Origin of the sequence: Pseudoalteromonas sp. APC 3358 (assembly GCF_030408075.1) — a bacterium.
Taxonomy (GTDB): Bacteria; Pseudomonadota; Gammaproteobacteria; order Enterobacterales; family Alteromonadaceae; genus Pseudoalteromonas; species Pseudoalteromonas arctica.
On sequence record NZ_JASDCE010000009.1, the window covers coordinates 39,999 to 62,981 of the forward strand.

General features: G+C 40.5%; 23 protein-coding genes and 7 tRNA genes. 14 read left to right on the plus strand and 16 right to left on the minus strand.

The window, feature by feature from the left end:
- Positions 1-155: 155 nt before the first annotated feature.
- Complete coding sequence (locus QL995_RS14335) at positions 156-842, minus strand: DUF3334 family protein (RefSeq protein ID WP_007586957.1); 687 nt, start codon at positions 840-842, stop codon at positions 156-158.
- A gap of 116 nt (positions 843-958) precedes the next feature.
- Here QL995_RS14335 and cmoA point away from each other — a divergent pair, with 116 nt between their 5' ends.
- From cmoA to QL995_RS14360, 5 genes are all read left to right on the plus strand, one after another.
- A complete protein-coding gene (gene cmoA / locus QL995_RS14340; protein ID WP_007378000.1) occupies positions 959-1,684 on the plus strand; it encodes a carboxy-S-adenosyl-L-methionine synthase CmoA in 726 nt (241 codons plus the stop codon).
- A 12-nt stretch (positions 1,685-1,696) separates the two neighbouring features.
- Complete coding sequence (cmoB, locus tag QL995_RS14345) at positions 1,697-2,665, plus strand: tRNA 5-methoxyuridine(34)/uridine 5-oxyacetic acid(34) synthase CmoB (protein ID WP_290294452.1); 969 nt, start codon at positions 1,697-1,699, stop codon at positions 2,663-2,665.
- A 190-nt stretch (positions 2,666-2,855) separates the two neighbouring features.
- Positions 2,856-3,908 (plus strand): phosphoribosylformylglycinamidine cyclo-ligase, encoded by a 1,053-nt coding sequence (gene purM / locus QL995_RS14350; RefSeq protein ID WP_002959993.1) that lies wholly within the window; start codon positions 2,856-2,858, stop codon positions 3,906-3,908.
- Entirely contained in the window at positions 3,908-4,555 is a 648-nt protein-coding gene (purN, locus tag QL995_RS14355; RefSeq protein ID WP_007586949.1) for a phosphoribosylglycinamide formyltransferase, read from the plus strand. Before purM ends, purN begins: the two co-directional genes overlap by 1 nt.
- Before the next feature lie 16 nt (positions 4,556-4,571).
- Positions 4,572-5,306, plus strand: coding sequence for a DUF3108 domain-containing protein (locus QL995_RS14360; protein WP_282115333.1), 735 nt, complete (start codon positions 4,572-4,574; stop codon positions 5,304-5,306).
- A 38-nt stretch (positions 5,307-5,344) separates the two neighbouring features.
- Here the strand turns inward: QL995_RS14360 and QL995_RS14365 are convergent, their stop codons facing one another.
- On the minus strand, positions 5,345-6,109 hold the full coding sequence (locus QL995_RS14365; RefSeq protein ID WP_024591316.1) for a class II glutamine amidotransferase: 765 nt from the start codon (positions 6,107-6,109) through the stop codon (positions 5,345-5,347).
- A 324-nt stretch (positions 6,110-6,433) separates the two neighbouring features.
- On the opposite strand from QL995_RS14365, the gene fadE reads away from it, so the two are divergent.
- The gene (gene fadE, locus QL995_RS14370; protein ID WP_282115332.1) at positions 6,434-8,890 is read left to right on the plus strand and encodes an acyl-CoA dehydrogenase FadE; all 2,457 of its coding nucleotides are present in this window, start codon (positions 6,434-6,436) and stop codon (positions 8,888-8,890) included.
- A gap of 693 nt (positions 8,891-9,583) precedes the next feature.
- On the opposite strand, the gene QL995_RS14375 is transcribed toward fadE, so the two are convergent.
- From QL995_RS14375 to dnaQ, 9 genes are all read right to left on the minus strand, one after another.
- Positions 9,584-9,660, minus strand: a tRNA-Asp gene (locus tag QL995_RS14375).
- Positions 9,661-9,714: 54 nt separating this feature from the next.
- Positions 9,715-9,791: transfer RNA gene (locus QL995_RS14380), tRNA-Asp, on the minus strand.
- 37 nt (positions 9,792-9,828) lie between these two features.
- Positions 9,829-9,905: transfer RNA gene (locus QL995_RS14385), tRNA-Asp, on the minus strand.
- A gap of 38 nt (positions 9,906-9,943) precedes the next feature.
- Positions 9,944-10,020, minus strand: a tRNA-Asp gene (locus QL995_RS14390).
- A 31-nt stretch (positions 10,021-10,051) separates the two neighbouring features.
- Positions 10,052-10,128 (minus strand) — tRNA-Asp (locus QL995_RS14395).
- Positions 10,129-10,169: 41 nt separating this feature from the next.
- Positions 10,170-10,246, minus strand: a tRNA-Asp gene (locus QL995_RS14400).
- A 27-nt stretch (positions 10,247-10,273) separates the two neighbouring features.
- A tRNA-Asp gene (locus QL995_RS14405) sits at positions 10,274-10,350 on the minus strand.
- Between the two features lie 97 nt (positions 10,351-10,447).
- Positions 10,448-11,818, minus strand: a complete 1,371-nt coding sequence (locus tag QL995_RS14410) for a TIGR03503 family protein (protein ID WP_024608203.1) — start codon at positions 11,816-11,818, stop codon at positions 10,448-10,450.
- Positions 11,819-11,827: 9 nt separating this feature from the next.
- A complete protein-coding gene (gene dnaQ / locus QL995_RS14415) occupies positions 11,828-12,541 on the minus strand; it encodes a DNA polymerase III subunit epsilon (RefSeq protein ID WP_007586004.1) in 714 nt (237 codons plus the stop codon).
- Positions 12,542-12,609: 68 nt separating this feature from the next.
- On the opposite strand from dnaQ, the gene rnhA reads away from it, so the two are divergent.
- Entirely contained in the window at positions 12,610-13,074 is a 465-nt protein-coding gene (rnhA, locus tag QL995_RS14420) for a ribonuclease HI (protein ID WP_007378210.1), read from the plus strand.
- Between the two features lie 162 nt (positions 13,075-13,236).
- On the opposite strand, the gene QL995_RS14425 is transcribed toward rnhA, so the two are convergent.
- Complete coding sequence (locus tag QL995_RS14425) at positions 13,237-14,022, minus strand: class I SAM-dependent methyltransferase (protein WP_101217180.1); 786 nt, start codon at positions 14,020-14,022, stop codon at positions 13,237-13,239.
- Between the two features lie 53 nt (positions 14,023-14,075).
- On the opposite strand from QL995_RS14425, the gene gloB reads away from it, so the two are divergent.
- Positions 14,076-14,849 (plus strand): hydroxyacylglutathione hydrolase, encoded by a 774-nt coding sequence (gloB, locus tag QL995_RS14430; RefSeq protein WP_165735687.1) that lies wholly within the window; start codon positions 14,076-14,078, stop codon positions 14,847-14,849.
- 155 nt (positions 14,850-15,004) lie between these two features.
- On the plus strand, positions 15,005-16,585 hold the full coding sequence (locus QL995_RS14435) for a LysM peptidoglycan-binding domain-containing protein (protein WP_290294453.1): 1,581 nt from the start codon (positions 15,005-15,007) through the stop codon (positions 16,583-16,585).
- A 76-nt stretch (positions 16,586-16,661) separates the two neighbouring features.
- Here QL995_RS14435 and QL995_RS14440 read toward each other — a convergent pair whose 3' ends face one another.
- The 3 genes from QL995_RS14440 to QL995_RS14450 are packed head-to-tail and all read right to left on the minus strand — an operon-like array spanning position 16,662 to position 18,188.
- Positions 16,662-17,111 carry a flavodoxin gene (locus tag QL995_RS14440; RefSeq protein ID WP_193154415.1) on the minus strand — a complete coding sequence of 150 codons (450 nt, stop codon included), beginning with the start codon at positions 17,109-17,111 and terminating at the stop codon, positions 16,662-16,664.
- A complete protein-coding gene (gene truC / locus QL995_RS14445) occupies positions 17,111-17,875 on the minus strand; it encodes a tRNA pseudouridine(65) synthase TruC (protein WP_024604126.1) in 765 nt (254 codons plus the stop codon). Before truC ends, QL995_RS14440 begins: the two co-directional genes overlap by 1 nt.
- Positions 17,868-18,188 (minus strand): YqcC family protein, encoded by a 321-nt coding sequence (locus tag QL995_RS14450; RefSeq protein WP_010553682.1) that lies wholly within the window; start codon positions 18,186-18,188, stop codon positions 17,868-17,870. Before QL995_RS14450 ends, truC begins: the two co-directional genes overlap by 8 nt.
- A 104-nt stretch (positions 18,189-18,292) precedes the next feature.
- Here QL995_RS14450 and QL995_RS14455 point away from each other — a divergent pair, with 104 nt between their 5' ends.
- Together QL995_RS14455 and QL995_RS14460 are read left to right on the plus strand one after the other, a co-directional pair.
- Positions 18,293-19,321, plus strand: coding sequence for a DUF3549 family protein (locus QL995_RS14455; protein WP_290294454.1), 1,029 nt, complete (start codon positions 18,293-18,295; stop codon positions 19,319-19,321).
- On the plus strand, positions 19,322-19,621 hold the full coding sequence (locus QL995_RS14460; protein ID WP_165735684.1) for a DUF3301 domain-containing protein: 300 nt from the start codon (positions 19,322-19,324) through the stop codon (positions 19,619-19,621).
- Between the two features lie 851 nt (positions 19,622-20,472).
- Here the strand turns inward: QL995_RS14460 and QL995_RS14465 are convergent.
- Positions 20,473-21,126, minus strand: a complete 654-nt coding sequence (locus tag QL995_RS14465; protein WP_290294455.1) for a GNAT family N-acetyltransferase — start codon at positions 21,124-21,126, stop codon at positions 20,473-20,475.
- A gap of 153 nt (positions 21,127-21,279) precedes the next feature.
- On the opposite strand from QL995_RS14465, the gene QL995_RS14470 reads away from it, so the two are divergent.
- The 3 genes from QL995_RS14470 (at position 21,280) to QL995_RS14480 (ending at position 22,666) form a co-directional block, all read left to right on the plus strand.
- Complete coding sequence (locus tag QL995_RS14470; RefSeq protein WP_149591909.1) at positions 21,280-21,516, plus strand: DUF2789 domain-containing protein; 237 nt, start codon at positions 21,280-21,282, stop codon at positions 21,514-21,516.
- A gap of 96 nt (positions 21,517-21,612) precedes the next feature.
- Positions 21,613-21,879, plus strand: coding sequence for a hypothetical protein (locus QL995_RS14475; protein WP_007378199.1), 267 nt, complete (start codon positions 21,613-21,615; stop codon positions 21,877-21,879).
- Positions 21,880-21,892: 13 nt separating this feature from the next.
- A complete protein-coding gene (locus tag QL995_RS14480; RefSeq protein WP_002958242.1) occupies positions 21,893-22,666 on the plus strand; it encodes a Zn-ribbon-containing protein in 774 nt (257 codons plus the stop codon).
- Positions 22,667-22,983: the final 317 nt, after the last annotated feature.

A 22,983-nucleotide genomic window follows, 5' to 3' on the forward strand; every position in this document is an offset into this window, starting at 1 on the left:
TAAACAAATATTTATAGATGCCTCCCAACATAAATTTAAAAAAACGCGATTTTATATCGCGTTTTTTTAATAACTCACTGACCGTTGAAAGCTAAAAGTTGAGAGAGACAGCGTGTTGGGTTTCGTTTCACTCAACCCAACCTACGTAAATAGACTTAAAGCCCTAAGCCTGCCATGAAATCATCATCGGCATCGTCTTGCTCTACTGCTGTAGATGCTTTTTCTTTGTCCGCTTTTTTACGTGCTTCGTTTTCAATTATGTCGTCTGGGTCTAGTGCTTCTGCAATATCAAAGTCGTGTAATTTAATAAACTCTGTTTTATCCATCGCTAATTCCAAGTAAAAGATATTTTGCTTACTTGTAGTGAATGTTACGCGGCGGGCTTGCGGGCGATCCATGGTGGTATCTACCGATATTTGCACTTGCTTGTTTATTGCCATCATTTTTGGCTGGTTTTGTGTAATTGAAGTATGTAACTGCTCGCGCACTTTAGACGTAAAGTCGCCAACAATTTGATTCATCAACTCGCCTAGTACGTTTGATACGTCGTCTGATAAATGGCTATGCGCTATTTCATCTTCTGGCATTCCCATGTTACGCATGTAATCGCCATAAATTTCCATCGCCGCTTGCGAAGTAAAGTTGGTAATTACAAGCCCTGTAAAACCGCCGTCAAATAAAACAAAGCAGCCAATATCTGGTCGCATACATGTACGTGTTATTTTTTGCACCATGGCTGAGTAGCTAATACCATTACCGCTGGCTGATGTGAGTACGCCTGTCACTGAATGACAAAGGGTTGCTAATATATCGTCTGTGCTGATGACCTTACTTTTGCTCATTTAATCTTCTCTTTTATACTTATTATTCATAATTCTAGTCAAGCTACTGAATTTATCACTGACTATCCAGTATAAAATGTTAAAATAGCGCCATTATTTACAAAGAGACTGCCTTCGTGACCATAAAAGACAGTATTTATGCCTCTGAGCAACAAGTAAAAGATTTTAGCTTTGACCAAAATGTAGTCGAAGTTTTTCCAGATATGATCCAGCGCTCTGTGCCTGGCTACGCAACTATTGTAAGTACAATGGGTAAACTTGCGGGTGAGTATGCACAAAGTAACTCAAATCTTTATGATTTAGGCTGCTCACTGGGTGCAGTAACGCTTAGCATGCGACGAAATATTCGCACCGATAACTGCCATATAATAGCGGTAGATAATTCTCAAGCTATGGTTGAGCGTTGTAAGGTACATTTACAAGGTTTTAAATCAGATGTGCCTGTTACTGTTACTTTGGGCGATATTAACGAGCTTGAGATTCAAAACGCCTCAGTAGTAGCAATGAACTTTACTTTGCAGTTTATTCCACATGCGCAGCGCCAAGCTGTGCTTGAAAAAATATATGCTAATTTAAAACCTGGCGGCGTATTACTGTTAAGCGAAAAAATTAAAGCTGAAAACGAGCAATGCGACAATTTATTGATTGATTTGCACCACGACTTTAAACGACACAATGGTTACTCTGAGCTTGAAATAAGCCAAAAGCGTACCGCCATCGAAAACGTTATGCGCCCAGATACACTAAGCGCTCACTTTACTCGCTTACAAGATATTGGTTTTAGCCAAACTCAAGTGTGGTATCAATGTTTTAATTTTTGCTCAATGGTAGCAATTAAATAAAGAGAGTCATCCATGTCTCAATGGTTTAACCAATTTTACGCATCTATCGCACAAAGCCCACTTAGTCATTGGCTAGAAACCTTGCCTGCACAATTAAAACATTGGCAAAACGAGGCTAGCCACGGTGATTTACCTAAATGGCAAAAAGTACTTAAAAACTTGCCAGAGGTGGCTACAACACACGTTGATATTTCTACTAAGGTAGAAATTGGCGCACCAGGGGAGATGAGTGATGGCGAGCAAAAGCAAGCCATGCATTTATTAAAACGCATGATGCCATGGCGCAAAGGCCCATTTAATGTGCACGGAATTGAAATAGACACAGAGTGGCGCAGTGATTGGAAGTGGGACAGACTCCTACCTCATATTGAGCCATTAAAAGGCCGCACCGTTTTAGATATTGGTTGTGGCTCAGGTTATCATTTATGGCGTATGCGCGGTGAAGGCGCAGAGTTTGTAGTGGGTATTGATCCGTCTGATTTATTTTTATGTCAGTTTCAGGCAATTAAACACTACAACCCAGACGAAAACGTGCATTTACTGCCACTAGGCGTTGAAGCATTACCGGAACTTAAAGCGTTTGATACGGTTTTTTCGATGGGCGTACTTTATCATCGTCGCTCACCTATCGACTTTTTAGCACAGTTAAAAGCGCAGCTTCGCCCAGGCGGCGAACTCGTACTTGAAACGCTAGTAATTGAAGGTGATGAAAACACAGTATTAGTCCCTACCGACCGCTACGCTAAAATGCGCAACGTTTGGTTTATTCCAAGTACTGCAGCATTAAAACTGTGGATGGAACGCGTTGGCTTTAAAGATGTGCAAATAAAAGATTGCGCTATTACCACGCTTGAAGAGCAACGCAAAACCGATTGGATGGAAAACGAATCGTTAATCGACTTTTTAGATCCAAACGATACAAGTAAAACAATTGAAGGCTACCCCGCTCCACTTCGAGCCATATTAACCGCAAAAGCATAGCTGTTAATTTAACGCCTTTAATACTAAAAAAACGCCTACGGGCGTTTTTTTGTTTATTTAAACAACAGACAGCGGACAAGTGTCCTTGTTAATTATTTCAAAATTACATTTGAGCTAGCCGCGACCTTGCAATTGTTGTAAAATACGCGCGTTTCTAAGCAACCCAAAACAACTATTTTGAGGAAAACCTGTGAGCGAACAAAAACAGTCTCTAAGCTATAAAGACGCGGGCGTAGATATCGACGCTGGTAATGCACTTGTTGAGCGTATTAAAGGCGTAGTTAAAAAAACTCGTCGTCCTGAAGTAATGGGCGGAATTGGTGGTTTTGGCGCACTTTGCGAAATTCCTGAAGGCTACAAGCAACCAGTATTAGTTGCAGGCACAGATGGCGTTGGTACTAAACTACGTTTAGCAATCGACTTAAAAAAACACGATACTGTTGGTATTGATTTAGTTGCAATGTGTGTAAACGACTTAATTGTTCAAGGTGCTGAACCCCTGTTTTTTCTAGATTACTATGCAACTGGTAAACTAGATGTAGACACAGCAGCTGACGTAGTTACAGGTATTGGCAAAGGTTGTGAAATTTCAGGTTGTGCCCTAATTGGTGGCGAAACAGCTGAAATGCCAGGTATGTATGATGGTGAAGACTACGACATGGCAGGCTTTTGTACAGGCGTTGTAGAAAAATCAAAAATTATTGATGGCACAAAAGTAGCAGCAGGCGATCAGCTTATTGCACTTGCATCAAGCGGCCCTCATTCAAATGGCTTCTCTTTAATTCGTAAAGTACTTGAAGTATCAAAAGCTGATACCAGCGCTGACTTTGAAGGTAAAACATTAGGCGAAACCTTACTTGAGCCTACTCGTATTTACGTAAAACCTTTACTTGAGTTATTCAAAAACGTTGACGTACATGCGCTTTCGCATATTACTGGCGGCGGTTTTTGGGAAAACATTCCACGTGTATTACCCGCTTCAGCAAAAGCTGTAGTTAAAGGTGATAGCTGGCAGTGGCCACCTATTTTTAACTGGCTACAAGAAAACGGCAATATTACTACACACGAAATGTACCGTACATTTAACTGTGGTGTAGGTATGGTTTTAGTAGTTCCTGCAGACAAACTTGAGCAAAGCTTAACAATGCTAAAAGACTTGGGCGAAAATGCATGGCACCTTGGTGAAATTCAAGATGCAGCAGCTGGCGAAGAGCAAGTTGAAATTGTAGGTGGTGCTAAGTAATGGCACCGACTCGTCTGGTAGTTTTAATCTCAGGTAGTGGCTCTAATTTACAAGCCATCATAGATGCCTGCGAACGTGGCGAGATAAACGGACATATAGCGGCTGTTATTAGTAACAAAGCAGACGCTTATGGCCTAGAGCGTGCAAAAAAAGCAGGTATTGCTACAAAAGTGCTCAGTCATAAAGATTTTGACTCGCGCGAAGCGTACGATGCGCAATTAATGAACGTTATCGACTCTTTTATGCCAAATCTAGTTGTATTAGCTGGGTTTATGCGTATTCTTACTCCTGGCTTAGTGCAAAAATATGTTGGAAAAATGTTGAACATTCATCCATCTTTGTTGCCTAAGTATCAGGGGCTGAATACCCACCAAAGAGCAATTGATGCAAAAGACGATGTTCATGGCGTAAGTGTTCACTTTGTTACTGAAGAATTAGACGGCGGTCCCGTTATTCTTCAGGCGCAAATACCTGTACTCAAGGATGATACAGCAGAAACATTAGCAAAACGCGTGCATGAGCAAGAGCATATAATTTATCCTTTGGTGGTCAAGTGGTTCAGTGAACACAGACTTACTATGGAAGCAGATTATGCAGTTCTTGACAAAAAACAACTTCCTGCACACGGCGCGCACTACTCACAATAAAAAAATAAGTGCCCTGTTGTTATGTGCGGGCGCTTTACTTCCAACTAGCCTAATTGCAGGCGAATTGACCCAATATCAAGCTAACTACGATATTTTACGCAAAGGTAAAAATCATGGTGAGGCTGTTCGTGAGCTCAAAAAAATGGGCGACGATACTTATGAACTAACATACCACAGCAATATTGAGTGGATGATTTTCTCTGATTCTCGTGAAGAAACATCAAAGTTTACCTTTAAAGATGGCAAGGTTACCCCGCATCATTACAATATGATCCGCACCGGTACAGGCCCAGATAAAGATTATAAAATTGATTTTGATACAACAAACAAAGTAGTGACTAGCAGCGCTAGCGAATACCCACTTAAATGCGAATGGACTGATGAATTTCAGGATGCTATTTCATACCAAGTGCAAGTGCGCGAAGGATTGAAAAAAGGCGAAACGAGCTTTTCATTCCCGCTTATAGACAAAAAAGGTAACCGCCGCGACTACAACTTTGAAGTTGTTGAAAAAGAGATGATCTCCCTACCTATCGGTAATGTAGAAGCCATTAAAGTAAAACGTTTATACGATAACGATAAACGCCAAGCAATTGCATGGTTTGCGCCAGAAATGGATTACATGCTGGTACGTATGTGGAAAGGCGAAAAAGGTATGGAGCAGTTTGAAGTTCAAATGAATTCATTTACTGTTACTGCGCCTACACCTATTGCGCCTGCTAAAGCACAACAACCTCAAGAAGCTAACTAAATTTAATTAAACCAAAGTTAATATTTAAAATAGGTGGGCTAAATTAGCTCACCCATTTTAAACAATGCAAATTCCCCCGGCTCCATTTTTTGCCAACGCTCATCATTCGTCAAAGGCCTTGTAGCTATAACTGTTACTACATCGTTTGGTGTAGTCTCTTGTTGAAAATCAACCACCATGTCGGCATCAATCAACGTTGCTTTACCAAATGGCGCACGGCGCGTTATGTAATGTAAGTTATTAGTGCAATACGCTAAAACAAACACCCCGTCGGTCAATAACATATTAAACACCCCTTTTTCACGAAGGGTATGCGAAAGCTTAGCGGCGTATCTAAAAACCGACGCCATATTACTTGGACGCTTTGGGTATTTTTCACGAATTTTATCAAGTAACCAACAAAAAGCGAGTTCGCTATCGGTGTTACCTACTGGGCGATAGTACTGCGGTTTTAAATCATGATAATTAGATAGCTGCCCGTTATGAGCGTAAGTAAGCTCGCGCCCCCATAACTCTCGCGTAAAAGGATGAGTATTTTCAAGGCATACTCTCCCGCGGTTACCTTGGCGAATATGGCTAATAACCGAGACACTTTTAATGGGGTATGCTTTGACGAGCTTTGCAATTTCAGATTGATAACTCGGCTCAGGATCTTTAAAGGTTCTACAGCCTTTACCTTCGTAAAATGTAATACCCCAACCATCTTTATGTGGTCCCGTGTTTCCGCCACGCTCTAAAAGGCCTGAAAAACTAAAACAAATATCGGTAGGCACATTGGCTGACATGCCAAGTAATTCACACATTAATAAAATAACCCTTAAAAACCATACATTAAAATAAATAGCGTTATATTTGTGTATTAAGCGTACACTAATTTGCAGCCCGCTATAACGGCTATACTTACTTAAAAAGTGTCATTTTGCTATTAGATTTATTTATTTTTACGTTAACACTACTTACGGTTAATGCTTTGACTATACGATAGTTATTGTGCGTTCCTCTGTCGGGTAATTAAATATCGTATTTAAGTTACTTTCTACTACAATTTAACATCGTTATGTACTTGAAAATTACTGTTACTAGCGCTACTCTAAGTGAGGTGGTCTGACCTCTATTAAGGAATAAAAATGACACTCATATTTACACTGGTTCTAATCGCGTTGCTTTGCACTGCGGTTTACCACAGAGCAAGTTGGAACACAGCACTTGGTGTTTCGGCTATAACTTTATTAATTGGTACCTTTGCAGGTGCTTTTGGTTTAATTAGCTGGTTGATCTTTTTGATCATCGCGGTTCCTCTTTCTGTTACTGGCCTTCGTCAGCAATATATCATCAAGCCTATTTTTGCTACGTTTAAAAAAGTAACGCCAAGCATGTCTGATACTGAAAAATCAGCTATTGATGCCGGTACGACGTGGTGGGAAGCTGACTTATTTTGTGGTAACCCAGATTGGAAAAAACTTCACCAATACCCAGTTCCTAAACTTACTATTGAAGAGCAATCCTTTGTTGATGGCCCTGTTGAAGTAGTATGTAGCATGTTGGACGATTGGGAAGCAACGCACGAACTAACCGACCTTCCTCAAGATGTATGGCAATATCTAAAAGATAATAAATTCTTTGCCATGATCATCAAAAAAGAATACGGCGGTTTAGAGTTTTCTGCATTTGCACAGTCATGTGTACTTCAAAAACTAACAAGTAAATCAACATTACTTTCGTCAATTGTTGGTGTACCGAACTCTTTAGGCCCAGGTGAATTATTACAACACTATGGTACAAAAGAGCAAAAAGATCATTACTTACCGCGCCTAGCGAGCGGTCAAGAAATTCCATGTTTTGCGTTAACTTCGCCAGAAGCGGGTTCTGATGCAAGCTCAATTCCAGACTACGGTGTGGTATGTAAAGGGCAATGGAATGGTGAAGAGGTTGTGGGTGTTAGTTTAACGTGGAATAAGCGTTACATTACACTTGCCCCAGTGGCTACCGTGCTTGGACTTGCGTTTAAATTACAAGATCCAGACGGCCTAATTGGCGATAATAAAGAGCCAGGCATCACCTGTGCACTTATTCCAACGGATACTCCTGGAGTTGAAATTGGTCGTCGACATTTCCCGCTTAACGTACCATTTCAAAATGGTCCTACTCGCGGTAAAGACATTTTCGTACCACTTGATTATATTATTGGTGGTCCAGATATGGCTGGTCAAGGCTGGCGCATGTTGGTTGAATGTTTATCGGTTGGTCGTGCAATTACATTGCCGTCAAACTCTGCCGGTGGCATTAAAATGATTGCTATTGCGACAGGTGCTTATAGCCGCATTCGTCGTCAGTTCCGTTTACCTATAGGTAAAATGGAAGGTGTTGAAGAGTCACTAGCTAAATTAGCTGGTTACGCTTACAGCTCTGATGCTGCGGTTAGTATGTCTACGGGTGCTGTTGATTTAGGCGAAAAGCCATCTGTTGTTTCTGCCATTATTAAATACCACCTGACAGAGCAAATGCGTGATGCAACTATTCATGCAATGGATGTACTTGGCGGTAAGGGCATCATGCTTGGGCCAAATAACTATTTAGGTCGTGGCTATCAAGGTGCACCTATTGCCATTACCGTTGAAGGTGCAAACATCTTGACCCGTAATATGATTATTTATGGTCAAGGTGCAATTCGCTGTCATCCATTTGTACTTACCGAACTAGGTGCGTGCGAAATTGAAGACCGCGAAGAAGCGCTTAACGTATTTGATAAAGCGCTAATGGGTCACATTGGTTTTACTATGTCGAACCTTGTACGTACTAAGTGGCTTGCTCTTACCGGCGCTCGTTTTACAAGTGTGCCGTACAACGACGAAACTGCTGAATTTTACCGTATAGCGTCACGCTTTAGTGCATCACTTGCACTTATGTCTGACATTAGCATGGCAGTATTTGGTGGTTCACTAAAACGTAAAGAACGTATTTCAGCACGTTTAGGTGACTTACTTAGTTACTTATACTTAGTGTCTGCAACGCTTAAGCGTTACAACGACGAAGGCCGTAAAAAAGAAGATTTTGCTCTAGTAAAATGGAGTTGCCAAGATCACCTTTACCATTGCCAACGTGCACTTGCTGATTTAATTAATAACATGCCTTCGGCTCCACTACGTGCCGTGTTAAAAGTATTGTTATTCCCGTTTGGTCGCCCGGTTCGTAAACCAACTGACCAACTTGAGCATAAACTTGCGCAACTACTACAAGTACCTAGTGAAACGCGTAACCGTTTAGCAAGCTATGTATACTTAACAAATGAGCCGCTTAACCTTGTAGGTCGTCAAGAGCAAACGCTTAAAGACGTACTTGCTGTTGAGCCATTATTTGACCGTGTATGCAAAGAAAAAGGTCTTAAACTGCCATTCTTCCAGCTTGATAAAGTAGCGCAAATGGGGCTTGAAGCAGGCATATTAAGCCAAGCAGAGGCTGATAAACTAGCTGCTGTTGAGCAATCTCGTTTAGATGTTATTAACGTTGATGACTTTGACCCTGCTGACTTACTTGCAGGCAAAGCCGCGCGTAATAGCGTTAAAAAAGAAGCTGATGCTGCTTAACTAAGCTAAGCATTTACAGACCAAAAGCCAGCATATAACGTGCTGGCTTTTTTGTGCACAATAAAAAGTTTTAACAACGTGATGGAGTAGTTTAATTCGTTAGATTGTTTAAATAATTATACAGCTTGGTATAACAGGCAGCTCTGACATCTAACCAACCCTAAAAGCTCTGTATTGATTAAATACCCTTAATTCATCTCTATACTCCTGTAAAAACTTAAACCCTCTCAAGAGCTCTACAAGTACAACACTATAAAGTTAATGACTATACCAATTAGCAATAATACTTAGAGCCTGCCTAGCAGTGTTAAAAGTCTCTGATATACGACTGCATGGATGCAGGAGATAGAGCAATGCAGGATCATTTGCCGAAAACAACTAAATAACGAATTATTCCTTATTATCGACATGCTTTTCTTACATCAAAATAGATTACTTAATTAAGCGAATTGGGGTTAAACCTGGCGTTAAGTTAACTGCGGTAAAAGTTTCAAAGTTACGAAAGAAGGGATACAGCGCAATGCACAAGCACTTAACCAGAGCATCGGCAGATTGATATAGGTATTGATACGGATAATAAGGAATATTATCAGGTTCGTGCAAGGAATGTGTTTGATAGCTGATAGCCAAAGAATGTTTTACTAAATTATTTAATCAAGGATTTTATAAACTTGTTATTGAGGAAATAACAAGTGGCGGAGTGGACGGGACTCGAACCCGCGACCCCCGGCGTGACAGGCCGGTATTCTAACCAACTGAACTACCACTCCGCAGTGGTATGTGCATGGGGTAATGCACTTACTAATTTTAATCATGATATCAAATGGCGGAGTGGACGGGACTCGAACCCGCGACCCCCGGCGTGACAGGCCGGTATTCTAACCAACTGAACTACCACTCCGCAGAGATATCATTATACTTGTTATTACTTAATTTGTTGGCGGAGTGGACGGGACTCGAACCCGCGACCCCCGGCGTGACAGGCCGGTATTCTAACCAACTGAACTACCACTCCAGCATACAAATTTTGTAATATAACATTGTTTAAATAGTTGGCGGAGTGGACGGGACTCGAACCCGCGACCCCCGGCGTGACAGGCCGGTATTCTAACCAACTGAACTACCACTCCAGCGCACATTTAAACTGTTATTTTTTCTTATTGGCGGAGTGGACGGGACTCGAACCCGCGACCCCCGGCGTGACAGGCCGGTATTCTAACCAACTGAACTACCACTCCATAATAAGAATATGTTTTACAACCATACGTTGTGTAAGTGTTGGCGGAGTGGACGGGACTCGAACCCGCGACCCCCGGCGTGACAGGCCGGTATTCTAACCAACTGAACTACCACTCCAGCTTTTACTTACAAGTTTTACGAAAATGGCGGAGTGGACGGGACTCGAACCCGCGACCCCCGGCGTGACAGGCCGGTATTCTAACCAACTGAACTACCACTCCATATTTCCGTTGCTGTTTAGGTCTCCCTGACAGCGGCGTGAATAATACGAACCAACCCCTATTTCGTCAAGGGCTTTTTTGTTTTTTTATAGGTTTTTTAGTCATCTGTCATCGAAAGGTTTAAAATTTCACCTGATCTGTCATTTTTTGAGCCGTTTTTACCGACTTGATTTTTTTCTGTGTCGGCAACATCACCTTCACTTGTTTTCTTTTTCTTTAAAAAAGGCAGCTTCACTTTAAATTTAATCGGTTTTTTCTGAACAAATATACGAATTAACAACCATCCGAGTAATAAAATAAGAGTATTGCAGCCTACAATTAAACTAATAATTGTCGATGTGGCCATTTTTTCTTCAACAGGTTCACTCTCAATCATTTTATCTGGTGTAATAATCGTTGCAGGATCAATTTCGGGCACCGCTTCTATGGGTCGTTCTATCTCAAATTTATACGTTGGTAGCGTTGCCATAAATTCACGGCCATTAATATTAGTGCCAAAAACAGACAGCTCAACACTATATCTACCCCAATCATAATTTTTTACACTAAGCTGACGTGAGTCTTTAGCTGCAGCATCTATGGTAAACATTTGCTCTTCGTTATTGGGATAGTAGATTTTTCCCTGGATGATGACTGTTTCTGGCTTAACAATACTTGGGTCTATATTTATAGTTAACAGATGCTCGTCTGTGTCTTGCTCTGCTAACGCGACTTCGGTTACAAAAGGTGGCTCGTGCACTTCTATTGTATTTTGCACAATGCGACGCTGCAGCAGAGGTGTTGCAACGTAAAGCTCTGGAGTCCATTCACCCGCTGGGAAATCTAAAGTAAACTCGCCGGTAAATACACCATCTTTAGGGCGCTCATCAAATCCACGCCCATCGTCTTTAAATTCAGCTACTTCTTGAATGCCTGCGCCAAAGTTAGCAAAGTTTTCATTGTTGGTACTTACAAAGTCAACATTAAGGCTAACAACATCTCTAAATAGGTTTGTGTTAATTGGCTCACCGTCATTTAGTATTTTTCCGGTGATTTTTATTGTCTCCCCCCTAAACAACATTGAAGGAAGAGGCTCTGCCTCAAGAGATATTTCGCCTAATACAACTATTCTGCTGTCGGGTAAAATACTGCCTATTACTTGCCAAGGACCTGCCATAGGTTTTTTTATGGTTACTAAATCGTAGCTGAGTTCGTCAAACCAATCTAAGTTAGGGTTCTTAACTGAGTCAGTAGCAAAGTACTTACTGCCATCGGGCCTCACTAAAATAACAGCAGGTGCACCTGATTTTCTAAAAAAAAGCAGTGTTATTTCATCTATTTTGCTATCTATGCGAAAACGATTATCAAGTAAAGGGATCTCATTTTGATGCCCATCGCGCTTGAGCACTTCTACTTGTTTTACGCCATATGCATTGCCAGTAAATAAACTAGCGGCACATAACGCTGTTACAAAATACATCGTTTTCATCAAATCGCCTTATTCAGCGCGCCATATACATTGGCCGCCTTCTTTGTTTACAAGATCTAATCGTGCTTCGTGTGCGCTTTGCTCAGCGTCGCTTGCTCGTAATACAACTAATGGGGCTCTATCACTATTTAAACGCTTTATACCGCCCTTCTGTTGCTCGCTGCCATCATCTTTGTTTTGATTCAAATTCAGCTTTGTTTGACCGCCCGTCATGGCAAGGTAAACATCGGCTAAAATCTCAGAATCCAGAAGCGCGCCGTGAAGCGTTCGTTTACCGTTATCTACATCGTAACGACGACATAATGCATCAAGGTTGTTCTTTTGACCTGGATGCAAGTCACGCGCCATTTTAAGCGTGTCGAGAACTTGACAAAAAGTATCTGTTTTAGGGTAGCCCTGATTAAGCAGCGCAAATTCATTATCCATATGGCCAACATCGAACGGGGCGTTATGAATAACTAACTCTGCCCCTTCAATATAGTCGAAAAACTCTTGGGCAATTTGATGAAACAACGGTTTATCACGTAAAAATTCGTTAGTGATACCGTGAACGTCGATTGCTTCTTCTTCGCTTGGGCGTTGTGGGTTTATATAAACGTGAAAATTATTGCCTGTTAAACGGCGATTTACTAACTCCACACACCCAATTTCTATAATACGGTGCCCTTGTTTAGGGTCTATGCCGGTGGTTTCTGTATCTAAAACTATTTGTCTACGTGCCATATCGAATTTAGCCTGATTCTGGTATCTTTCTATAATCACTTTATTGTACATAAGATCAAGGTAAAACAGTGCAAAAAACCGTAGAGATTTACACCGATGGCTCATGTTTAGGTAATCCAGGCCCCGGCGGTTATGGTATTTTTATGATTTATAACGGCCACGAAAAAGAAATGAGCCAAGGTTATAAACTCACAACGAATAACCGAATGGAAATGCTCGCGGCTATTGTAGCCCTAGAATCACTCACTCGAGAATGCGAAGTAAATCTAACAACCGATAGCCAATATGTTAAGCAAGGTATTGAATCGTGGATCACTAACTGGAAAAAACGTGGCTGGTTAACATCAGCTAAAAAGCCGGTTAAAAACGTCGATTTATGGAAACGCCTAGATAAAGCCTGTAGCGAGCACAATGTAACCTGGAAATGGGTTAAAGGGCATAGCGGCCATAAGTACAACGAAATAGTTGACGATTTAGCGCGCGATGCCGCTGGCAGTAAAGATTTACTAGAAGATGTAGGCTACCAGCCTTAATTTTTTCTAAGCTAGTTGTTATACCAATTTTATTAAAAACATGTTCATTCTATTGCATTAAATAACTCACTAACTGCGTTAAAAATCATTCATATAGAACAACTATATGTCACAATTTTCGCCTTGTTAATGTGCTATTTTCTTAGCGCTATAATAGATCACTTATTTAATGCAATTGGTATTATTTTCTTGCTCGCACGATTTAAAGTGTTGCTTTGACGTTTGTCTAAGCCCTGCCCCTTTTACTGGCGCAAACTGCGGCCTTGCATGCCACTTAGGTTTTATTGGCGTAAGTGGCGCAACTCTTTTTCGTGCCACCAGCATATAAACACTGCCCATCGGTTTTAAATACTGTTTTGCAAAAGTCCGCCAAAACTCAAACCTTGATAGCCTATTACCTCTTGCCAGTGATGAATAAATAAAACGTTCGTCACTTACAATTTCAAAACCCAATAAATTTAGCCAATCTTTAACCCTCGCAGGGGTAAAAAAGCGCCCCGTCCATGGTAATTTCTGACCACTAAAAGGCAGCATTTGTGCAAGTCCGCACAAACTAAACGGGTTAAATCCCGTAATTACTATATAGCCACCCGGAATAAGTGTGCGATGTGCTTCTCGTAAAATGTGATGTGGGTCTGAATGATACTCTAAGCAGTGACTTAGTATGCATGCATCAATGCTGTGCTCGTAAAATGGCAGTTCATCTATGTCAGCAACTACCCCAGTGTAAGGCCCAGGCTCTGCAACACACACCTGGTGTTTAATCGTACTTATACTTGTATTTAATTCGCCACTTAAATTACCTAGCTTAAGCATATGATAGCCAAACATACGCGGCAGCCATTGCTCCATTTTGCGTTCAATATCTTTGCGCAAATAATCCCCATGAGGAAACTGTTGCCACGACAGTGGTTTGGGTCCTTCTTGAAAACTAAGGGCTGGTTTCATTTTTTGAGCTCGTTATACTATGCGATAAGTGTCACTTTATAGAGCAATTTACCATGGTGCAAGTCAAAGCAATTAAAGCCTTTTCTGATAATTACATTTGGTGTTTAACTACCGATAACAGTAACCAAGCATGGGTAGTCGATCCAGGCCAAGCACAGAGCGTATTAGCGTATCTAGCTGAGCACAAACTAACGCTTGGTGGTATTTTAATTACGCATCATCACTACGACCACACTGATGGCGTAGCTGCATTAGTTGACGCCTATCCAGATATATCGGTTTATGGCCCCGCAAATAGTCCATTTAAAGGCATCACTCACGCACTCACGGATGGTCAAAGCATCAGTGTGCTTAATATTAACTTTAATATTTTGGCAACTCCTGGGCACACGCTTGATCATATTTGCTATACAAATGATGAACTTGCTTTTACAGGCGATACATTGTTTAGCGGTGGATGTGGGCGCTTATTTGAAGGCACGCCAAAGCAAATGTGGGAATCGTTTAATAAACTAAGAGAGCTGCCTGCAAGCTGCAGTGTGTATTGCACGCACGAATACACGCAAGCTAATCTTGCCTTTGCCAAAGCGGTTGAACCACGTAACCCAGAACTACTCGCGTACAGTAAAAAAGTAGATGAATTACGTAGTAATAACCAAATTTCCCTACCCACTTCTATTGGACAGGAGCTAAAAATAAATCCATTTATGCGTAGCGATTTGCCAACCATTACAGAGTTAGTGCCAGAAAAATTCATCTCGGTTACAAAAAACAATGAACCTTGGGGAAACTTTGCTAGTCTGAGACAGTTCAAAGACAATTTTTAATGCACAAACTAATACTTTAATATTTATTTTATTAGAATCATTAACTTAAGATATAGTGATGATTCTATTTCTGCGTTTTAAAAAGTCATTAAGTGGCAATGTTAACTCATAACAGGTAGTATTCGCCGAGTTTTTTACCCGATGTATTGGTATTTATGAATAAATCTCCCCTATTAGTAGCCTTGGCGTTAGCGCTAAGTGGTTGTCAAACTGTGACAACTCTAGACTCAGACTCTCAAGTCGCCACGCAAGCAAACCAACAACTCGAAGGCGCAAGTCCTAACGACATTAACAATGCATTGATGGTAAACGCACAATATCAGCAAGTTGACCCTGATGAGCAAGAAGCTCCCGTGTTTGATGATGTGTGGGAGCGAATTCGCTACCAACTTTCTATCGAAATACCGCAAAACCGCCCTGTTGTTACTGAACGTAATTATTACGCTCGCCACCAAGCCTATTTAGATCGTATTTCTAAACGTGCAGAACCTTACTTACACTTTATAGTTGAAGAAGTAGAAAAGCGCGAAATGCCAATCGAAATTGCACTACTGCCTATTGTAGAAAGTGCATTTGACCCGTTTGGTTATTCTAATCGCAGCGCATCGGGCATTTGGCAGTTTATGCCTGCAACCGGTGAGCGGTTCGATTTAAAACAAAACTGGTGGTACGACGGTCGTCGCGACATAGTGCAATCGACTCGCGCAGCACTTGACTACTTATCGTATTTACATAAAACACTTGAAGGCGATTGGCTAAATGCGATTGCTGCTTACAACTCAGGTGAAGGGCGTTTAATGCGCGCGATTAAAAAGAATCGTAAAAAGCATTTACCTACCGATTTTTGGTCTCTTGATTTACCTAGCGAAACAACAGCCTACGTACCAAAGTTATTAGCACTTGCCGATTTATTAAAACGCTCAGATGATTTTAATGTTACATGGCAACCAGTAATTAATGCACAAGTGGTTGAAGTGGTTGATGTTGGCTCGCAAATAGATTTAGCGCTTGCTGCTGATATGGCTGATATGACGCTTACTGAGCTATACAGATTAAACCCTGGTTTTAACCGCTGGGCAACTGATCCTAATGGCCCTCACTCTTTATTATTGCCTGTTGATAAAGCAGAGGAATTTAGCCAAAAACTAGCAAACACTGATGTTAAAAATAGATTACGCTGGCAGCGTTATATTGTGGCTCGAGGCGACAGCTTATCGGTAATTGCCAAAAAGTTTACAACAAGCTCAAGTGCAATCCGATCGCTTAATAAACTCAAATCAAATACGATTAAAGTAGGCCAAGAGTTATTAGTCCCGCTTACTGATGGCGCTATAAATAGCGAGCATTTACCAAAGCAGATGCGTTTAGCTGCTAATAAAGCAACTCGCACAAAGCTTTCGCACACAGTTAAAAGTGGCGACACGTTATGGGACATTAGCCGCGAATATGACGTAACTATGGATGAGCTGGCTAAATGGAATAAGCTAAAGAAAAACTCTGTACTGCGCCTAAATCAAAAACTAACTGTGTATAAATCAGCTAATAAAACACAAGCAACGGCAAGTACCAACCGTACTATTACATACAAAGTACGCCGAGGTGACTCACTTGCACGTATTGCGTCTAAGTTTAATCTAAGCGTTAACGAAATTATTAAGTGGAATAATTTAGCAGGTCAAAAATACTTACAACCTGGTCAGAAGCTAAAACTTAAAGTAGATGTTAGAAGTAGTTAATTTATAAAACTATATTAAAAGTAAAAAAGTAAAAAGGAGCGCATGCGCTCCTTTTTTAATACCTTAAAGTTAAGTATTAAGCCGGTAGTTTTTCTAGCCATACTTTTAACCAAGGCTCGGTTACTGGCCATGGTTCAAAATCTTCACATGCATCTATTTCTAGGCGGTTGCCCACAGGCTTTGCTTGTAAATCGCGTAGTAACTCGTCAAAGCTTCGCCCTGCGCCACAAAATGTATCGCCGTAACATCTGTCACCCATTGCAATTACACCAAACGGTTTATCGGTAAGCATTGGGAAAGTGCTATTCATTGCAAAGTACAACCCTGCCAAATTACTCGGTACATCACCTTGGCCTGTTGTGGAGGTAACAATTAAAATATGCGATGCATTTTTTATATCATCAAGTGATGCTTCAGTAATTACTGTAGCAGTATGACCCGCTTGCTCAATTGTGGTTGCAACTTCATCGCTTAAACGCTCTGCACCGCCATTAACGCTGCCTACAAAAATACTAATATGTGCCATTAATAATCCTTTTCTTGCTCTGGCCAACCTAGCTGCTTACATATTTCAAGCATGTCTTCACCTAGTGGCGCTTTAATTGTTATTGATTCATTACTATAAGGGTGCACAAAACTAAGCTCTGTTGCAAATAACATTAAGCGTCTTAGCTCAAAATGATCTCTAAAAAATTGATTATGTTGATTATCACCGTGATTTACATCACCAATAATAGGCAGTGATAAGTGCTTTAAGTGTCTGCGAATTTGATGCTTGCGCCCTGTTTTTGGAAAACACTCAACTAACGAGTAACGCACTGTTGGGTACTTACCAATAGGAATTGGCAATGCAGCTTGGTGCAAGCAATTAAACTGGGTTTGCGCTTCTTGCGGTGCTTTGTCTTGATCTGCAAACTTATCGGCTATTTTATCAAGTTCTTCTTTAAGCGGTTTATCTAAAAATACTGACTCTGGCGCAAAGCCGCGCACTAAGGCTAAATAGCGTTTAGCAATAGTACCTTCAATAAATAGCTGGTTCATATCGCGAGCTGCTTCAGAGCTCAGTGCAAACAGCAATACGCCCGACGTAGGTCTATCGAGCCTATGTACTGGAAATACATGCTGCCCTAGTTGGTCGCGCAGCATTTGCATGGCAAACTGGGTTTCGTGTTTATCTAAAAACGAGCGATGCACTAATAAACCTGAAGGCTTATTTATAGCCACATAGTTTTCATCTTGATACAAAATAGTCAGCTCGCCATATTCTATAGGCGCCAGACGCTCACTCATTTGGTTCTCCTAAAAAGGTATCAAGGGCTGTTAGTAATTCAATTATTTCATCGCTCCCTGCTTTACTCACAAGTGTCATTTGCGCCATAGGAGCAATAGCAAAGTTACGAGGCAGTGGTTGTTTATGCGTTATTAATTGCTGTATTTTATTAATAAATACAAATTGTAACCACTGCTCAAACGCCATTGTATCGTGACAAAAAGGAGTATTTGAAAGTAGTGCATCAGCGTCTATTGGCTCACTTTGCCAAAGCGCGTGTTTTTGTAAAAGTGCCGTTAGCTGCACTAAATAAGTTTGGGTTTGCTGGTACATAACCACCCTCTTTTATATATGTAATGCAATTATACCCTGTTCCCTCATAGGCGGCTATGACGTATAATTAATGTAATTTTGCAGTAAAAACAGTTGAGAAAACAATGAGTGATCAAATAGCTACATTAGGTCAGCTTTTAGATGGTGCGGGTACTCAGTGGCGTGCTTTTGATATTGGCAGGCATATTACTAAACTCGATAAAAAACAATTTTTAGCTATTGAACAAGCTCAAGTGCCTTACCCTTATCCTCTTGCTGGCCACGCTTGGCTCGCTATTCAATTTTGGGATACTAAAGCCAGTAAAGAACCGTATGTATGGTTTTTAAAGTTTCCACTTGATGAGCAAAGTATGCTTGTAAGTGCTAGTCGCGATCACTTTGCTGATATGGTTATTCAAGCGCTAGGCACTGAAATTACAGGTGAGCAAGCCGATGGAAAACTTGATAATAACCCTTATGTTTTTACACCAAACGCAAATAAATTAGCGGCATTTAACGCCCAAGTAAAAGTACTATTAAAACAGCCTGCGTCACAGTATTACGAGCATGCACAGTTATACTTTAGCGGTAAAATTGGTTTTGATAATTGGCAAAGTGTTGCACTGCAGGGTATTGCCGATTTTGCACTACGCTTAGACAGCGATACAAACTTAAGTAATCTGCAAAAAGCATGGGCGCATTTACCTATTGAAGTACTGCAACCACTCAGTGCCATGCTTGAACACGTTGAAATACCAACATCAATGAGTGAGTTACTTGTTGATTACACGCAGGCCGCAATTAGTAATAACGATACATTAGCTATAACCGCAGCACTAAGATCTGTTTCAAAAGGTCAAGCTCAAGGGTTATGCGCTCAATTAGTTGATACTGTACTAAGCTCGCCGGTAAGGCACGACTCTGACGTGTTACTAACAATAGCTGGGCGGTGTTTTAAACAATTAGAAAACCCTGAACGCTTACATGTATTTATGGATAATTGCGCACATCATCAAAAAATTGAAGAATTGTTTCCAAGTATTTTTGCTGACTTAGTTGCAATACCGACTATTCGCCCGCATTTATTAGGCTTATTACGTAAAGAAAATCGTAGCGAAACCCTCGCGCGTGCAATTGGAAGGTTATTCTCTTAAATGGCAAGTTTATGGACGTTCATACTTATTGGTAGTGTAATTTACTTATTTTGGCTTAACCGAAAGGTTGCTGAAGCGGCGAACGTTCATGCTAAACGTCAAAGTGAGCAATTGCAGGTGCAGTTGATGAGTGTTGCATGCACAAAACGCCGCTTTGGTTTTTTAAAGAACGGCAAGCCAGGCATCAAAAGTGAATTTGTATTTGAATTTTCAAGCGATGGTGAAAATGCTTATCAAGGTGTGTTAATTATGGAAAATGAGTTTTTGAAAAGTGTGGTTGTTCCACCGCATAAAATATAAAACTGAATATACTTTAAGAGTATTTGTCTTAAGTTGATAAACTTAATTCAACACAAAAAACTAAGGCGTAACTAAAGTTACGCCCCAATTGGACTGCATCCTGCTAGATATCCATTATCTTAAATCCGTATTATCATCCCCTGAACGAGTAAACAACCTTGTTTACCCTCACATTGCATCCTGCAATATCCATAGCCACCTTGGCAAACCCACGAAATCTATCGTTTGGCTACATACTGTAGCATCATCCCTGGTAATCCTTTTAAGTAGCTCCTGCCACTTTTTGCATCCTGCAATATCCATAGCCATCTTGGCAAACCCACGAAATCTATCGTTTAGCTACATCCCGTAGCATCATCCCAGGTAATCCTTTAAAGTAGCTCCTGCCACTTTTGCATCCTGCAATGTCCACTTGCCATCTTGGCCGTCCTGCGTAAACTAACGCTCCTGCTACTTCCTGTAGCGTCATCCGTGATTATCCTAAAGTAACTCCTAGCTACTAAGTGCTTCATGCACTTCCTTATTCTTCCTTGTATCCGTTTTAGCTTGTCCTTTATGCTTCCTGCTAGCGTCCGCTATGTTGCCTATTCCGTATCCTTGGCAGTAACTCAATCATTGAGCTATGTCGTCTTGACAAAGAGAAGTTTAAAGCAATCAGGGGGGAGAAGTAGGACTTAACACTAAATAAATAAACGTCACAAAAATGAAAAATAGAAATAAACTTTAAATAACAATAACTTGAATGAAAAAAGGCTACTTATTAATAGCCTTTAACTGACAATGCTCACGATAATGTGAGATATATCTCACGGCCTTATGTCCGTTTGGGCGCATTGGCTTACATCATAATTTTAAATAGTTGGCTCAATTATTGATTTAAACAGTAACTCGCCCTCTACTTGGTTAAAAGTAAGGTGTTTAAATGCTTCAAACTTTTCGGTTTTAAAAAATTCAGTGTGTTCTTTACGCGTTACAAATACAGCCATCCCCGTTGACTCAGCGTTACATTTAACTAAATCATCAAGCCCTCGTAGTAAGTAACGACCAAACCCTTGCCCATGAAAATGTGGATCTACGGCAATAAAAGCTAAAAAGTAGTAATTGCCTTTCTCTTTAAGGGCATCTCTAATTTTTTGTTCTTTATCTATTAATTGATTTGTTTGTAAGTAGCCCGCACTCAACATTAATTTTAAACGCCAGTGCCAATAACGCTGCGCTTGTAATTGGCTATTAGATTCAAATACACACGCTACTGCTTTTAATTTATCGTTGCGGTATAAACCAATTAATGGCTGCTTTTCTTGCCAAAAACTACTGAGCTCTTCGCGAATTAATGATCGTAATTTTTTTTCGTATACTGATTTATTTTCGTCATTGTAGCTAAGCATGTTTTGTAATACAGGATCGTCATGATAAGCCTGATAAATTAGGCTTGCTGCAGTGCTAATATCTTCTGCGGCTAAATACTGTACGCTGAACGTATCAGCTGGCGTGGTTACACTCATTGTATTTCCTTTATTATTTTAGCTGTAGACTGTTTAACTTTATACCTAACTATATACCTAAAATTATTAACCGTAAATTCAGCTAGAGTTTAACTAGCTAGGAGTAGAGTTAATCCTTAGAATAAGTTTTCATTCGTTTAAAGGAGCAATATCATGGATACGACTAAACACGACATCAATACACTATTTGCACAGCTTGGGTTACCTAATTCTGATGAACAAATAGATGCATTTATTGCCTCACATGAATTAAAAGACACAACATTACTCCAAGAAGCTTCTTTTTGGGATGAGGCACAACAGCACTTTTTAGCTGAATCGCTTGCACAAGACGGTGATTGGAGTGAAGTAATTGACGAGTTAGATGTACGCATTCGTCAAAGTAAGTAATTTTATTTAATGTACCCTCCCTTATTTATTGCTAACATAGCATCTGCGCAGCATTTATATGCTGCGTATTTATTTTATTAAAGAGTTATATATCTAATGAATTCAGTTGTATTTGATGCAATCAAAGCCCTTCTCGATGAAGGCAAAACCCCTACTGTAGCACTAACTAAAAGCCGTTTGGCGCAACCGGTTCCTATGCCGATGATTATTGCAGCAGTAAGCCAATATAAAAACAATCCTGATTCAATTAATAACTTCATGAGAAACCCACAGCAGTCAGATAATACTGAGCTTAAAACAAGTCAATTAGATAGAATTGAGCAAAAACTCGATAAACTTCTTGCACTGCTAGAACAAAAATAATTTGAGACTATAAATGTTCGTTGTTGATTTAACTTTTGATTGCTACCAAGACACCACCTTAGAACAAGCCGAACAAGCAATAAATCGCTTAGTAAATGCACTGCGTTTTAATGGTCAAATAATGGGTGAAGAGTTCCCAACCGTTTTAAAAGACGGCTTTTTTATTACCCGTGTAATGTGCCCTACTGAAGATGCAATGCACCCGCTAAATAACAGCCCGTTTGTTAAGCACAGTATCGAAAAGTTACATAGTGCGGGGCTACTTGCGCCAAAAGTAAAAGTGATTGGACAAGATATTCACTCCAATGGTGCTGACTGCTGTAAAGAACCATCCAGTTATATTTTATACACAACCTATGTGCATACGTGTAGCCCGCTTTATTGTGGTGATGACTTTTTGCCTGTGCCGTTATTTCGTATTCCGGCAATTGCTAATGGTGACTATAAAACACTTATAAAATGGCAAGAAGATTGGCAAGCCTGCGATCAAATTCAAATTAATGGCGCAACCCGTTGTGAGTTTCCGGCACTTGAAGAAATATCGAGTATCCAAAGCGACTTATACAGACGCGGAAAAGACATAACAAAGCGAATTAGTTTTTTAACTAAAAAGCCAACCTATTATTATTTATACCGTGTAGGCGGCGTAGATAAAGCGTCTGAACTTGAACGAAAATGCCCCAGCTGTAATGGCGATTGGAAATTACCTGAATCGTGGTTTGGGTTATTCGACTTTAGGTGTGAGCCATGTGGCTTAGTGTCTAATATATCGTGGGATTTTCAGTAACCATTAGGGCGTGTTGACCTTTGTGGATTGAAATTTGTTCAATCTAGGGACGATTTAATCGCGGCGCGAGGTTTGTAACCTAGTGGGCTAAGTAAAAACCGAGCAACAAAGAGTAAATCGTCCCTAGAAAGAACCAAAAGGGCAGCGCATGTTTGGCATTTATGCTTCGTTATCGCCTATTTATGGGGAGTAACCACACTACATAGGCTCTGCCTTGCCTAAAAACCAAACATACAGCTGCAAAATCAACCACGAAAGGTCAACACGCCCTAGTAATGGCTCTAAAAATCAGCTTAGTGATAACGCTAAGCTGATTT

Bases quoted from the DNA above. Each gene is read 5' to 3' on its own strand.
- QL995_RS14440 (WP_193154415.1), bottom strand. From the start codon at position 17,111: ATGGCACATATTAGTATTTTTGTAGGCAGCGTTAATGGCGGTGCAGAG.
- QL995_RS14425 (WP_101217180.1), bottom strand. From the start codon at position 14,022: ATGAAACCAGCCCTTAGTTTTCAAGAAGGACCCAAACCACTGTCGTGG.
- gloB (WP_165735687.1), top strand. From the start codon at position 14,076: ATGGTGCAAGTCAAAGCAATTAAAGCCTTTTCTGATAATTACATTTGG.
- QL995_RS14465 (WP_290294455.1), bottom strand. From the start codon at position 21,126: ATGAGTGTAACCACGCCAGCTGATACGTTCAGCGTACAGTATTTAGCC.
- purN (WP_007586949.1), top strand. From the start codon at position 3,908: ATGGCACCGACTCGTCTGGTAGTTTTAATCTCAGGTAGTGGCTCTAAT.
- QL995_RS14455 (WP_290294454.1), top strand. From the start codon at position 18,293: ATGAGTGATCAAATAGCTACATTAGGTCAGCTTTTAGATGGTGCGGGT.
- QL995_RS14410 (WP_024608203.1), bottom strand. From the start codon at position 11,818: ATGAAAACGATGTATTTTGTAACAGCGTTATGTGCCGCTAGTTTATTT.
- fadE (WP_282115332.1), top strand. From the start codon at position 6,434: ATGACACTCATATTTACACTGGTTCTAATCGCGTTGCTTTGCACTGCG.
- cmoB (WP_290294452.1), top strand. From the start codon at position 1,697: ATGTCTCAATGGTTTAACCAATTTTACGCATCTATCGCACAAAGCCCA.
- QL995_RS14365 (WP_024591316.1), bottom strand. From the start codon at position 6,109: ATGTGTGAATTACTTGGCATGTCAGCCAATGTGCCTACCGATATTTGT.
- QL995_RS14335 (WP_007586957.1), bottom strand. From the start codon at position 842: ATGAGCAAAAGTAAGGTCATCAGCACAGACGATATATTAGCAACCCTT.
- QL995_RS14460 (WP_165735684.1), top strand. From the start codon at position 19,322: ATGGCAAGTTTATGGACGTTCATACTTATTGGTAGTGTAATTTACTTA.
- QL995_RS14475 (WP_007378199.1), top strand. From the start codon at position 21,613: ATGAATTCAGTTGTATTTGATGCAATCAAAGCCCTTCTCGATGAAGGC.
- QL995_RS14450 (WP_010553682.1), bottom strand. From the start codon at position 18,188: ATGTACCAGCAAACCCAAACTTATTTAGTGCAGCTAACGGCACTTTTA.
- QL995_RS14480 (WP_002958242.1), top strand. From the start codon at position 21,893: ATGTTCGTTGTTGATTTAACTTTTGATTGCTACCAAGACACCACCTTA.
- QL995_RS14470 (WP_149591909.1), top strand. From the start codon at position 21,280: ATGGATACGACTAAACACGACATCAATACACTATTTGCACAGCTTGGG.
- QL995_RS14435 (WP_290294453.1), top strand. From the start codon at position 15,005: ATGAATAAATCTCCCCTATTAGTAGCCTTGGCGTTAGCGCTAAGTGGT.
- dnaQ (WP_007586004.1), bottom strand. From the start codon at position 12,541: ATGGCACGTAGACAAATAGTTTTAGATACAGAAACCACCGGCATAGAC.
- truC (WP_024604126.1), bottom strand. From the start codon at position 17,875: ATGAGTGAGCGTCTGGCGCCTATAGAATATGGCGAGCTGACTATTTTG.